General features: G+C 69.2%; 7 protein-coding genes. 4 read left to right on the top strand and 3 right to left on the bottom strand.

Going from position 1 to position 13,246, the window contains the following annotated elements; translation table 11 throughout:
- Nucleotides 1-80: 80 nt before the first annotated feature.
- Nucleotides 81-1,568, bottom strand: a complete 1,488-nt coding sequence (locus AOK00_RS10600; RefSeq protein ID WP_055600054.1) for a serine/threonine-protein kinase — start codon at nucleotides 1,566-1,568, stop codon at nucleotides 81-83.
- Between the two features lie 96 nt (nucleotides 1,569-1,664).
- Nucleotides 1,665-2,606 carry a serine/threonine-protein kinase gene (locus AOK00_RS10595; protein WP_079041925.1) on the bottom strand — a complete coding sequence of 314 codons (942 nt, stop codon included), beginning with the start codon at nucleotides 2,604-2,606 and terminating at the stop codon, nucleotides 1,665-1,667.
- A 202-nt stretch (nucleotides 2,607-2,808) separates the two neighbouring features.
- Here AOK00_RS10595 and AOK00_RS10590 point away from each other — a divergent pair, with 202 nt between their 5' ends.
- Entirely contained in the window at nucleotides 2,809-4,860 is a 2,052-nt protein-coding gene (locus AOK00_RS10590; RefSeq protein WP_055600053.1) for an N-6 DNA methylase, read from the top strand.
- Nucleotides 4,861-4,932: 72 nt separating this feature from the next.
- Here AOK00_RS10590 and AOK00_RS10585 read toward each other — a convergent pair whose 3' ends face one another.
- A complete protein-coding gene (locus AOK00_RS10585; RefSeq protein WP_055600071.1) occupies nucleotides 4,933-6,414 on the bottom strand; it encodes a serine/threonine-protein kinase in 1,482 nt (493 codons plus the stop codon).
- Nucleotides 6,415-6,595: 181 nt separating this feature from the next.
- Here AOK00_RS10585 and AOK00_RS10580 point away from each other — a divergent pair, with 181 nt between their 5' ends.
- The 3 genes from AOK00_RS10580 to AOK00_RS10570 are packed head-to-tail and all read left to right on the top strand — an operon-like array spanning nucleotide 6,596 to nucleotide 13,230.
- Nucleotides 6,596-8,353, top strand: a complete 1,758-nt coding sequence (locus AOK00_RS10580) for a PD-(D/E)XK nuclease family protein (protein ID WP_063886578.1) — start codon at nucleotides 6,596-6,598, stop codon at nucleotides 8,351-8,353.
- Nucleotides 8,346-9,533, top strand: coding sequence for an HU-CCDC81 and SPOR domain-containing protein (locus AOK00_RS10575; RefSeq protein WP_055600070.1), 1,188 nt, complete (start codon nucleotides 8,346-8,348; stop codon nucleotides 9,531-9,533). Before AOK00_RS10580 ends, AOK00_RS10575 begins: the two co-directional genes overlap by 8 nt.
- Nucleotides 9,526-13,230 carry a hypothetical protein gene (locus tag AOK00_RS10570; RefSeq protein WP_055600052.1) on the top strand — a complete coding sequence of 1,235 codons (3,705 nt, stop codon included), beginning with the start codon at nucleotides 9,526-9,528 and terminating at the stop codon, nucleotides 13,228-13,230. Before AOK00_RS10575 ends, AOK00_RS10570 begins: the two co-directional genes overlap by 8 nt.
- Nucleotides 13,231-13,246: the final 16 nt, after the last annotated feature.

Here is a 13,246-nt window from a genome sequence, read left to right as displayed (position 1 = left end):
ACGGGAAGCCGCCGTGGGCGGTATGTTAACCGAGGGATTCTGTTGTGAACATAGTTCACGCGTGATGGCTCGGATCGGGACTACGTGGAGCGCCGCTCGAAGCGATCGAGTCGTCCGAGGAGCGCCGCGGTCCTGGCGTGCCGGGGATCCGTGCGTGGCAGGACGCGCTGCTGGTCGGCGTCCAAGCCGGTCAGCTGGGCCTGAGCGCTCTCGATCTGGCCCCCGCGGGCGGTGAGCGCGGCGATCTCGTACCGGGTGTCGAAGACGGCCCGGTCCATCGGCCCGAAGACATGTTGCTGGACGGGGAGCAGTGCCTCGTACTCGTGCCGCGCCTCAGGAGTGCGGCCGAGTTCCGAGAGGCATCGGGCTGCGCCCGCGCGACACGCAAGGACATCCCGGTCTGTTGCCGGACGGTGCTGACGCAGGGCGCCCCCGAGGCTGAAGAACACCTCGTACGCGGTCGTGAACTCCTCGGACTCGATCAGCAGCGCGGCGTAGGTGAGACGCAAGGGCAGCACCTCGGTGTCGTCGAGCCGTCGGCGCGTACCGCAGAGGTGTTTCTCCAGGAGGGCCGCGGCGGCGACATGCTCCCCCCGCGCCGCCAGCGCGCGGACCTCTTCGGAGAGGGACGCCGCCGACTGTGCGCCTTCCGCACCCGACGCGGACCGCGTCTGCGAGCTCGCGGGGGCGGGGCGGTCTGCCGACGGCGTGCGCGGGCCGGGGATCGTCTGTGGCTCCAGCCAGGTGCGAGCCACTTCCCGTACTTCCCGTACCGAGGGGCGATCCGCGGGGTCCTTGGCGAGCAGTCGCATGACGAGGTCGGCGAACTCGGACGGCAGGTCCGCTCGGTGCTCGGTGACGGGAGCGGGCTTGTCGTGCATGTGTTTGAGGAGCAGGGCGAGCGGCACGCCACCCTGCAACTCGAAAGGCGGCTTCCCCGCCAGGATCTCGTACAGCACGCAGCCGAGGGCGTACAGGTCACTCCGTGCGGTTGCCGGCTTGCCCAGTCCCTGTTCGGGCGAGATGAACCCCGGCGTACCGAGGAGATCGTTCGTCCCGGTGAGCCGTGGCGCGTCGGGATCGTCCTGCCGGGCGGCGGCGATGCCGAAATCGAGAACCTTCAGCGTCCCCTTGTCTGTCAGCATCAGATTCGACGGCTTCAGGTCACGATGGATGACAGGGATCTGATGTGCTTCGGCGAGCACCTCCACCGTCTGCACCGCGACGCTCGCGGCCAGCGTCACCGGGAACGGGCCGTGCTCCTTGAGGCGGTCGGCCAGGGTCTGGCCATGGACGAGTTCCATGGCGATGTACAGAGCGTCACTCTCGTGCCTGCCCGTGTCGTGGATCACGGGTACACCCGGGTGCCCGAGGCGGGCAAGGAGGTCCGCTTCCTGCTCGAAGCGCCGCTCCAGTCGGCTACTGCCTCCGCCGGTGCCGTCCAGACGCAGCAGCTTCACCGCGACGAGCCGATTGAGCCGGAGGTCCTTCGCCTCCCAGACTTCGCCCATGCCTCCCCGGCCGATGCGTCGGATCAGCTCGAAGCGTTCCTGGATGACTCGTCTCACACGCTCCCCCGGCCCCTGAATTGCGTTTGCCCCCGCTGGGTGCTCAGCATCCTCTCACCGCACCAGGGCGACGGAACGATCGTGCGTCGGAATCCGTCACACCGGATACGGTCCCTGGGGCAGGACGAAGGGGCGCCGCGGATCCTCGGGGCCGAAACTGCGCAGTGTGGCGGGCCCGGCGGCCGGGGTGGGCAGCCAGGGGCCCAGGGCGCCGTACACGTCGGCTGCCGATTCCGGCCGTTCCGTGCGCTCCTTCGCGAGCAGGGCGAAAAGCAAGGCCTGGAGCTCGTTCGGCACCTCCACTCCGTACTCGCCGAGAGCCGGCGGGGCCTCGTACAGGTGCCCGCTGACGACGGCCAGAGGGGACGTGGAGGGGAACGGCGGCATACCCGAGAGTAGATGGTGCAGCAGGCAGCCGACGCTGTAGAGGTCGCTGCGGGCGTCGAGTGGTGCGCCGTTCCCGGAGATCAGCTCGGGGGAGGCGTACAGGAGATTTCCCGGATGCTCGCCCGTGGCTGTCAGTCGCGAGCCGTCATCCACCACCAGCTTCACCAGGCCGAAGTCCAGGACCTTCACCACGCCGTCGCGGCGGATCATGACATTCTCCGGCTTGAGGTCCCGATGGATGAGGCCGGCGGCGTGTGCCACCGAGAGACCCGCGCAGATCTGCGCGCATACGGCCGCCGCCGAGGCCACGTCGAGGCGCTCGCGTTCATCCAGGACCATGTCGAGGGTCGCACCGTCCACGAGCTGCATCACGAGCCAGTGGAGCTCGCCCGTCATGGCGGCGTCGTAGACGGTCGCCACGTTTGCGCTGTCGAGTGCGGCAGCGGCCTTGGCCTCCCGCTCGAAGCGTCTACGGAACCGGTCGAGGTCTTCCTCGCTCGTGAGATCGTCCGTGGTGACCGTCTTGACGGCGACAGGGCGCTCCAGGTGAAGATCGTGTCCCTGCCACACGCGCCCCATGCTCCCGCGGCCGAGTGGACGGTCCAGCCGGTAGCGATTGCCGACTACGGTGCCATGGCCGATGGCGCGCATGACCCTTCCTTCCCGAGCCCAGGTCGTGGGGTGTGTGGGGCGATCGTACGGGGGCAAAGGCTTGGTGAATGAGCGGTGCGCACCTGTGAACAAAGTCAACGGGCGTAGTAGCCTGACGGTGGGGTGCGTGGGTGGTGGCCTGTTTTCGTGCTCCGGAGTGCCGATGATCCGGCTTTGAACCGTATATACGCTGGGAGACCGGATGACCTCATCACGCGCTGTGCCAGTGACCTTGGCCGAAATCGCGCGACTCGCGGGGGTGGGGCGCGCTGCTGTGAGTAACTGGCGGCGGCGGCACGAGTCGTTTCCCACGCGGATCGGTGGCACGGACGGGAGCCCGCAGTTCTCCTTGACCGAGATCGAGGCATGGCTGCGGGACAACAACAAGCTGAGGAAGTCCGCAGGTCGCGACTGGCTGTGGCCGCAGTTCGAGGCACTGGGTAACCGCGACGAGACGGGGCTTGCGATCGCGGCCGCCGGATGGTTGCTGAGCGGACGCGGTACGGGCAAGGGCGCCGAGTACCCCTCCGAACTTCCGGCCGCGGCACGGAAACTGGTTGCGGAGACACTGGAGCTCGGACGGAGCGAGGGCCCTAGCGAGACCTTCGAGTTTCTGCTGCGGCGCTGGCTCGACGTACATGTGCGCCAGATCAGCACGACTCCCGAACCGCTGGCCGCGATCATGGCCGACCTCGCTCTACGCTTCCGGGTCAGGCAGGGTGACGGGACGGACAACGGCCTGGTCACGGTCCTCGACCCCGCCTGCGGCACCGGACATCTGCTGGTCGCAGCCGCGGGACACCCCGGGGTGGTTCCGCTCGGCTGCGACAAGGACCCGGTGCTCGCAGCCCTTGCGGACGCTCGCCTCGCGCTCGCATCGCCCTCGGCACAGGGAGCGCCGAACCCCGAGGTCAGAAGCGGCGACTCCCTCCGTGCCGACCCCTTCGCGGGCACTCGTGCGGACGTGGTGCTCTGCAACCCTCCGTTCAACGAACGTGACTGGGGCTACGAAGAACTGGCCACGGATGCTCGATGGGCACACGGAATGCCGCCACGCACCGAGCCTGAACTCGCCTGGGTCCAGCACTGTCTCTCCCAGTTGCGCCCTGGAGGGGTTGCCGTCCTGCTCCTCCCGCCGGCCGTGGCGAACCGCAGAGCGGGACGCAGAATCCGAGGATCACTTCTTCGTACGGGGGCGCTCCGGGCCGTTGTGGCGCTGCCGCCCGGGTGTGCGGCGCCACACAGCGTCTCGCTGCAGCTCTGGGTGCTGCGACTGCCCACGGCCGGAGCCGAACCGCAGGGCCCCGGTGAGCTGCTCCTCGCCGATGGCGCCGCGCGCTTCCCCCGAGCCTCGGCAAGGGACTCCGGGCCGGACTGGGAGGCACTCGGCTCCTTCGTCCGAGCCGCTGTTGACGCCGCGGGGAGCGTCGCGACGGACAGCGGGGCAGCCGCCCGGCCGGAGTACGTCAGCAGCGTGCCCGTCATCGATCTGCTCGACGACGAGGTCGACCTCACACCCGGCCGTCATGTGGCTTCGGGGGCCTTGGGTTCCGCTCCTCCGCTCGGCGAATCCTGGAACGAATTCAGCGGACTGGTCTCCGATCTCGGTGTCACGGGCGGGCGCCTGGCAGCGCTGACTCTGTCGGACGCTGAGGAAGGCGCCCAGCCCACGACAACCGTGGGCGAGCTCGCCCGGGCCGGCGCGCTCACACTCAGGGCAGGCCAGCAGCCGACGAGCGGAACGGTGATCGACAGTCGGCCGGACGAGGGCGGGGTAGCGCTGCTCACCATCCCCGACCTGCTTCTCGACGGTGAGCCCGGCAGCTGGCTGAGCCATTCGGATGCCGAGGTGGAGGGAGCGGTCATCGTGGAGCGGGGGGATGTCGTGGTCGCGGGTGTGGCCAGGGCGTTCTCCGCTTGGGTGCATCAAGGCGACGCCATGGCGCTCGGGCCCCAGCTGCACGCGCTGCGCGTGCACCCGGAAAAGCTCGACGCCTGGTTCCTCGCCGGGTCGCTGCGGGCACCTGCCAATGCCCGGCAGGCGGGTACACACGCGTCGAGCTCCTCACGAGTCGATGTGCGCAGGTTGCAAGTGCGCCAGGTCTCGTTGGAAGAACAGCAGGTCTACAGCGAGGCGTTCAAGCAGGTGGTCTCGTTCGAGAGGCTCGTCACGCGGCTGAGTTCCCTCGGTGTCGGTCTCGTGCGTGGCCTCAGCGATGAGCTGGCGGCGGGGCGGTTGTCGCGTAAGGCGTGACGAAGCTGCTGGCCCGCGCGGCAGCGAGGGAGTGTCGGTGTAGGCGGGCGCAGGCCGGGTGCGGCCGGCACGCTACTCCTGAGGGATGTCGGGCCCGGCGAGCCGTTCGGTGAGATCGAGGTCGACCTCGCGCCGCACCTCCTCCACTTGCGCGGCCAGCGGCGCAGGCAGCCCTGCCGCCAGGTACCCCGCCTCCTCGACCACCCTGATCGCCGCCTCGATCTCGCCGAACGCGAGACGGCATTCGGCGACGCGGAGTCGCAGAACGGTCTGATCGGCCCGCTCCCGCGGCCCCTCACCGCGGGCCAGATCGTCGGCGATGGACTCGTAGAGATGCGCCGCGCCGCCACAGTCGCCGGCGATCCGCAGCCCATCGGCGGCCAGGTCCCAGACCCGGCGGACAAGGGGGCGCCGGGCGCCCCACTCCTGCCGGGCCCGGGGGGCGAGCTGTGCAAGGCGTCGCACGGCCTCGTCCGGGTCACCCTCCTGAATCTCCTGCTCGGCCGCATCGCAGAGCCGCTCGACGGCACGTACGTCCAGCCATTCGTCGTCTGCTTCGAAGACGGTCGGAACGGGCTGAGGAGTCGTCGCCGATGGCCCATCGCCCGGTTGGTTCTTCGGAAGACGAAACGGGGCCGTGGGGTCGTAGCGCAGCCGGGGGCGCGGTTCAGGTGAGCCAGGACGAGGTGTCAACGGGCTCAGGACATTGAGTACTTCGTCGATTGCAGGCCGCTGCTCGGGATCCTTGGCCAACATGCGGAGCAGCAGATCGTCGAGGGCATCGGGGATTCCGGCCGCGTAAGTGCTCGGCGGCAGTGGATCCTTGTGCAGATGCTGCTCGATCAGCCCCTTCTCCTCGCCGAGGATGAAGGGGGCGCGGCCTGCGAACAGTTCGTAGCAGACGCAGCCGAAGGAGTAGATGTCCGTGCGCGTGGTGGGCTCTCTCTCCAAGATCTGTTCGGGAGCCTGGTAACCGCGGCTTCCGAGCGTCGAGCCGTGCCTCGTGTAGTGAGTGACGCCGACGCCGATCGGCTTCGCGATGCCGAAGTCGAGGAGGACGACAACCCCTTCGTCGGAGACCATGATGTTGTGGGGCTTCAGATCCCGGTGTACGACGGGCAGTGTGTGCGCGCAGGCCAGGGCGTCCGCTGCCTGCGCGGCGACGGCGGTGGCCACGGTCAGGGCGAGCGGGCCGTTCTCCGCGAGGAACTTGTGAAGGGTCACCCCGGGGACCAGGCGCATGGCGAGATACGGCATGCCGTCGTGCGAGCCCCGGTCGTACAGCTCGGGGATCCCCTGGTGGGCCAACTGGGCGAGGAGGTTCGCCTCGCGGCGGAACCGGGCGCGGAGCATGTCGAGTTCGGCCAGCCGCTCGTGAGTGTCGAGCTGATGGAGGTCCTCGGTGTCCGGACGGAGAAACTTGACCGCGGCATCCCGCCCGGTCCGAAGGTCATGGGCGCGCCAGACCTGGGCCATGCCGCCCTTGCCGATCGCGGCGACGAGCCTGAAGCGCCCGCCGACGGTCTGTCCTGTCCGGATCTCCTGTGAGCCCATGTCCACCGTTGCGCCCCTCCGTACGCCTGCACTGCCTGGCGCACGCCAGCGTAGCGTGAAGTCGACCAATGATGGTCCGTGTGTGGACTTAGTTCACAGCTCCATGTCATGCTGGTGACGTGCTCAGGGCCTTGATGTGGCCGAGTGCATCCTGTCCGCGCTGCCCTCAGCAGGGGGAACCATGGAGAATCCGCCCGGGACCATCGGCCCCGGCTGGTTGATCAAGGTGAGCTCCAGGACGGCCCGTCCTGATCCCGGGGCCTGTCCGACCCATCTGCGCACCGCTGTCAGGCCATTGGTCGCCGCCGAACCGCCGGCGCCGTTCCGGCGGGCACCGCGTGAGGACTTCGCGCCCGGTCCGCTGTTCGCGGCCCTCGATCTGTGGGAGCAGGACGGCTGGCCGATCGGGCGGGTGCTCGATGAACTGCGCGGTACTCGCGGCGCCTTCCGTGGCCGAAGTGCGCCTGCGCATCCCTCCTTGATGGCCTGGACTGTTCAGGCGTTCGAGCGGTATGCAGCGGCCCGCGGTGAGGAGCAGGCCGCCGCGCGAGCGGCGGGTCTCCCGCCGACCGTACCCGTGCGGCTGGGATGGACGGCGCGTTCCAAGAAGAAGGACGCTCCGGACGCGCGCGGGGGTCAGCAGTACGAGCACACGGCATGGGGTCGCCAGTACGCTTCGGCGGACGGCTCCGTACGGGACCTGTGGATCCCCAGTCTCGGCCGGGCCAAGGCGGACCGGGCCGCTGCGGAGAAGGCGGCCATCGCGCATGTGATGGCCAACGGCGCGCCGACTCCGCGTCGCCGTCGTGGAGACACGCCGCCGAAGGATGCCACCGCCAATACGCGGCTGCCCGAGAGAGTGCGCGTCTTCGACTTCGGCTGTGCCGACGGCAGTGTCACCCCGCTGCTCGACTGGCACCGCACCGAAGTCCAGAACCGGTTCATGGCCGATGCGGCGCCCGCGTTCGTCGCCGCTGCGACCGGTGCCGGCACCCGGCCGGGCGCGAGCTGCGTCGACTGCAAGGCCATCAGCGGGTGCGCCGCACTGCACCGGACTCCGAGGCTTTGGGGCGCTGCTTCCACGGCGCCCATGCGCGGTCGCCGGTCCGTCTCGGCCTGGGACCTGCGTCTGCACGGCGAGTGCCCGGCCCAGTACCACCTGGTGCGGCAGTTGCATCTGAACGACCTGTCAGCGGAGAACGACGGCGCTCGCCGAGGCCGGGCCGTGGACACCTGGCTCAATCAGCGACACGCGGATCGTCCGGTACGAGGATGCCGCGACCTGCCGATCCCCGACGCCTCTTCGCTGCCCGCCGCCCACCCTCTGGAGGGCCCGCTCGCGCACGTGGCCGTGCGGATGCTGACGGAACATCGCGTGCTGTGCCCCTTGAACGGGATCGGGTCGAACGAACAGGTGCTGGTTCAGCACCGGGTGACCGCGTACGTACCCGAGCTCGACGTCGTCGTCTTGGCCGTACCAGACCTGCTCTACACCCGGCGAGGAGACTGGATCTGGCGGGAGACGAAGACCGCGTCCAGCCCTGTGTGGGAAGGCCGTTCACTGCTGCGGTCCTATCCCCAGCTCGCGCTGGCGGTGCTGCTGTTCTCGGCGGGCGCCCTGGATGCTGATCCGCGACGTTCCTGGGTGGAGTTCGAGCACCTGAGGGAGGGGCGCGGGGAGAGCCGTCTAGAGCGTATCGACCCCAGTCAACCGGTGGTTGTCGCCGAAGCCAGGGAGATCATTGCCGATCTCGCACAGCCTCTTCTGGACGACGCCTCGTACGAGCCCACGACCGGTCGACACTGCCACGGCTGCCAGGCGCGTACGTGGTGCAAGCCGGGCACCGCGTACGTCGCCGAGCACCCGCAAGGCGTCGGCCGCCACCCGGACGCCGCCGAGGCCGACCACTTCGCCGACCGGGGGAGCATTCATGCCTGAGCAGCCGCCGGTGCCGGATTGGCTCCTGCACCGCGATGTGGTGCTCCTGCGTGCGGTCGCCACTGCCGTCGTTCGCCTGGACGGGGTCACTCGTCTCGACTCGTTCTCGCTTCCCTACCCGGCTGAGGCACAGCGGGCCCTCGACGGGCTGGTGCTGGCGTGCCTTCTCAGTGGGGCACGGCCACCCTCGGGGATTCCGGAGCTGATGCGCTGGTGCCGGGCAAGACCACTGGGCAGCTGGCCCCTCGACCGGCTTCCCGAGGGGCTGTTCGCCGCCGAGGACCGTCTGATCGACGAGGACTCGGGACGGCCGACCCAGCTCTGCGACGAGCTCGCCGTCAAGATGCTCGGAGACAGCGCCGGACGCCAGTACGACAGGGTCGTCATCCAGGAGGCCATGCGTGCCTGTCGCGATGCCTCGTCCCCCGAGTCGTACACCGCCTTCCGTCGACTGCTGGTCACCCGCCCCGTTCTGACCGAGTCGGACTGGCTCGACATCGGCGCCGACCTCTATCTCGATCCGGTGAGGTTTCTCATCGACGAGATCTACGGCCCCGTGCCGGCCGGATCTCGCCGGGACGGCCTCCACCTCACGTGCGGGAGGTGTCTGACGTTGCTCACCCCGGTGGCCGGAGGCGGCTGGTGGTGTGAACGCGACCAGTGCCGGTTTCAGGGAGTCCCGCCCCACGGTCGAGTCCTGCCAGCCGCCGATGTGGGGGACATTCGGCAACTCCGCAGACCGCTGCGCCAGTTCGTTACAGGACCCGGACGGGCCGAGGCCGATCTGGAACAGGAACTTCGAGGCCTCGGGCTCGCCGTGGAGATGTGGCCGGGCTTCGACGCGTACGACCTCCGGGTCACCTTCCCCGACGGTCATGTGTGGGCGATCGACGTGAAGGACTGGGCGCATCCGGGCCTTCTGGGCAGGTCGGCCAAGGCCGTGCGACCCGACCCGCCCTACGACGAAGCCTGCTGGGTCGTGCCGCGCTTCCGGGTGCGGACACGGCGCGACTACCTGGATGTATTCGCACGAGAGCGTGCCCCGCAGGCCGGTGGCCTCAGGCTGCTGTCGGACGACGAGCTGGTGAGGACCGCTCGCGCTCGACTTCGCGGCGAGCGCGGGGCCACCGCACGGATCACGCCGCAGATCACGGAAACGAATGGAGCGAAGGATGCGTGACCGCAGCAGCTGGTACAAGCAGCTTGCCCGCGATCTGAGCCCCTGGCCCGAGGAGCACGCCGCCACGAAGCCCGCGATGCTCTGCCAGGTCGAACTGGGACTGCGCCTCCTTGAGAACCTTCAACCCGGGCGCGACGCCGCCGGAGTATGGGTACTCCTCGGCGGGTACCCCTTCGCCCAGGCCGCCGGGCTCGTCACCGGCCCCGACGACCGCGTGGCGCTGACCGCTGCGCGCCACCTGCTGTGGCCGATGCGGCGGCGGCGGATGTGGGAGCAGAGCCTGGAGGCGTACCTGGAGCTGCCGGAGCGGCTGCGGGCCTACCGGGTTCCGCCGGGCGGCGGCCCGGCCCGCAGGGTGATCCCGCCAGCGGCTTCCCACCGTTTCGCCGTGTACGACGCTGCGCTCGGCAGCTTGCCCGAGTTCTCCACGAACCCGCTTCCGCAGGCCGAGGCGGGCACCTACCGGTTCATGGACCGGCGCAGGTATTCCTCTGTCACGGTGCCGGCGGAGCTTGTGCTGGAACCGGCACCAGGACACGATCTCCGCGCCGGGAGACCCGGGCCGTCCGGCCCGATCGAGATTCCGCTCACCGAACTCGCAGCAACCGCCGAGTGGATGGATGAGGAGGAGCGCCGACGCACTCTCGCACCGGGCAACTGGGCGAATCGGCTGGACAGATTGGAGCTCGATACCCGTACTGCCGGGGGGGTGGAGTTCGCGAAGGCCGACGCGCTTCCGCTCGATCAGCTGACTCATCTCGTCGGCATGGTCGGGGCCGGGAAGTCGACGCTCATGACGCTGATCGCCGTATGGGCTTACCACCGTAAGCTGCGCATCACGCTGGTTGTAGGTGACGTCGCCGAACAGCTCACGCTGACCGAGTTGTTCCGTGGCTTCGGGCTCCGGGCCGCGCTCGTGCAGGGCGGCACCACCCGTCAACAGCACACCCAGCGCCTCCACCGTCGGATGGCCGCACGGGGCAAGCACTCCCTGCTTGCTCACACCGACCGGGCCTTCGCTCACCTCAGCACGGCCTGCCCCCTGGATGCGTTGCGTGGTCTGGAGGCGCCCGAGCCGCTTCGCCATGCCGACGCACCCTGTGGCGCACTGCATCCCGCACATCAGCGGACGGCGGTGCCGGAAGAGGCCGCCGCCGCGCGGGCGACCCGGGAGCTGGAGCGAGCTCGTGGCCTACGGCCCCATGACCGAGGCACTGAGACGCCGGAGGACGAGGAGCTGCGAGACCCCCATGCCTGCCCGGTCTGGAGCGCCTGCCCCCGTCACTCGGCGGCACGCGATCTCGTGGACGCGCTCATCTGGGTGGCCAACCCGGCGAGCCTCGTGCAGACGGCGGTGCCCAGGCAGCTCAACGCGGAGCGCCTGCGCTATATGGAGCTCGCCTGTCTGCGGAGCGACATCATGATCGTGGACGAGGCCGACCGGGTTCAGATGCAGCTCGACCAGATGTTCGCCCCCTCGGCCACCCTGGTCACCACAGGACCGGAATCCTGGCTTGATCAACTACAGACACACGAGATCGCGGAGCTGGCGCGACAGGGCCGGCTGCAACTGTCGGACAGGGACGTCGAACGATGGTCCGCGGCACTCGACGTGGTCGGCTCCGCTGCCGACCGGCTGTACGCCATGCTCATCGGGGACGAGCGCCTGCGGGACTGGGTTCAGATCGACTACTTCAGTGCCTGGACCCTTCAGGAGAAGCTGCTCCACGCCTGGTACCCGCTCCACAGAGCACCCTCGGATGGGGACTTCGAAGCCGATCAAGGCATCGAGGACGAGGACGAACTCTTCGAGGACGAAGAGGGTCTCGGCTCGCGCACGGCCGAAGCCGAGTCCGCCGCCGACGAACCATGGGCGGCCCGCCGTGACGAGGTGACCAAGCTGTTCGATGTCTTCCGCGACGATCCCCTCGGCGATCGCGGACCTCATGGAACGGTCGCGGACGGCCTGGCCCACCTTGCCCACGACCTCCTGCACACCCTCAACGAGAAGCTCACACGCAGGCGGGTGCGTGTACTCCTCGACCGCCTCCTTGAGGGGGCTCCGACGCCGGCTCAGCGTTCCATGCCGCGGCCCCCGGAAGGAAGGACTCCCGACCCTGAGCAGATCCCCTTCAGCGAGGAGTGGCTCGAGCTCAACGCGTTGAGACTGGAATTCACGCTCGTTCTGGCGGCCCTCCACCAGCGCCTGGACCGTGTGACCTTCCTTTGGCCCCAGGTGGAAGCGGCGCTCCGGCTCGACGCGGGCGGGCACGAACTCACCAGACGCCCGCCTCTCGACTACGCTCCCCTCCTGCCCGAGGCGCCGATGGGCAACGTGCTCGGCTTCCAGTACCTGCTGGACGAGCGGGGACGCGCCCCCGACCGTGAGGGACGTCGCACGGGCACGCTGCGCTTCTTCCGGTGCGCCGGCGTAGGCCGCGAGCTGCTGTTGTCTCTGCCCCAACTCGGCGCCGATCCCGGACGGCACAGGTCTGGCCCCCACGTTCTGCTGATGTCCGGCACCAGCTGGGCGGGCACATCGACCCGCGCCCATGTCCTCGCACCCGTCCAGGCGGTGCTCAAGCCCCAGCCGCAGGCGCTGGACTCCATCCGCAGGACAGTGTTCCGAACCGAGTTCCTGTACGACGACGCCGGGCAGCCGATTCGCCTCTCGGGGCAGGACCCCGAGAAGCGCCCCGACGTCCTGCGGCTTCTCGTCCACAAGCTTGCTCGCCCGGGCCGGGATGGCAGCCCCAGTCCCCTCCAGCACGAACTCGCTCAGATCGCCGACGAGCGTCGGCGGCGGGCACTCCTGCTCGTCGGGAGCTACCGGGAAGCATCGTCGACGGCCGATCTTCTGGACGAGATCCCCAGGTGGCGTGGCCGGGTGCGCGTGCTCGCTGCTGACGATGCCGAACTCGATGCCGCCATCAACGGCGAGGTCCCAGCCGGAACCCCGGCCACCGGGGCCGGAGCGGTGCGCCGCGGAGATCTGGCGTCCTTCGCCGACGACCCTGAAGCCGAACTCCTCGTGGCGCCCCTCCTCGCTGTCGAGCGAGGCCACAACATTCTGACGGTCCCACAACGGCCGGGCGAGGAACGAGTCGCCGCATTCGGAACGGTGTTCTTCCTGGTTCGCCCGCACCCGCGTCCGGACGACCTTTCCCTCGCGGTTTTCGCGATCAACGACTGGGCCACCCGCTTCGTTCGTGACCAACCGGGCCTTGCCCAGGGCACCTTCAGCGAGCTGGTGGGCAAGGCGGACGATCTCGATGAAGCGGGGGGCGCCTTCCGGACGACCGCGCGCGGAGTGTGGCGACATCTGCTGTCGCGGCCCTACATCTACTCGATGCTGTCCGACGCCGAGAAGAGGTCCTTCGCCTGGGACCAACTGGTCACCATTTGGCAGGTCATCGGGCGACTGGTGCGTGGCGGTGTACCCGCTCGGGTCGTCTTCGTCGACGCGGCCTTCGCGCCCCGGCTCGCCGCGTCACGAGCCCGCGCGACGTCATCAGGCCGCCGCCCGCGATGGCACAAGGATCCCGGGCTCCTCGTAGCGCTGCGCGGTGTGCTGGCTCCCTACTTCAGCGCGGACCGTGCCCACCAGGTGTTCCCTGACCCTGCTGACCCCTCGCTGGTCAGGCTGCTCTATCGCCCGTTGTACGAGGCGTTGTGCGGCATCGAAACCGACTGCTGAACCGAATCCCCGACCC

Origin of the sequence: Streptomyces aureus, assembly GCF_001418135.1 — a bacterium.
Taxonomy (GTDB): Bacteria; Actinomycetota; Actinomycetes; order Streptomycetales; family Streptomycetaceae; genus Streptomyces; species Streptomyces aureus_A.
The sequence above is the reverse complement of the archived record's forward strand: the minus strand, read 5'-3'. Positions and strand labels throughout refer to the sequence as shown.

What these genes read in the sequence shown, in the direction of transcription:
- AOK00_RS10575 (WP_055600070.1), top strand. Translation starts at nt 8,346, where the DNA reads ATGCCTGAGCAGCCGCCGGTGCCGGATTGGCTCCTGCACCGCGATGTG.
- AOK00_RS10580 (WP_063886578.1), top strand. Translation starts at nt 6,596, where the DNA reads ATGGAGAATCCGCCCGGGACCATCGGCCCCGGCTGGTTGATCAAGGTG.
- AOK00_RS10590 (WP_055600053.1), top strand. Translation starts at nt 2,809, where the DNA reads ATGACCTCATCACGCGCTGTGCCAGTGACCTTGGCCGAAATCGCGCGA.
- AOK00_RS10585 (WP_055600071.1), bottom strand. Translation starts at nt 6,414, where the DNA reads ATGGGCTCACAGGAGATCCGGACAGGACAGACCGTCGGCGGGCGCTTC.
- AOK00_RS10570 (WP_055600052.1), top strand. Translation starts at nt 9,526, where the DNA reads ATGCGTGACCGCAGCAGCTGGTACAAGCAGCTTGCCCGCGATCTGAGC.
- AOK00_RS10595 (WP_079041925.1), bottom strand. Translation starts at nt 2,606, where the DNA reads ATGCGCGCCATCGGCCATGGCACCGTAGTCGGCAATCGCTACCGGCTG.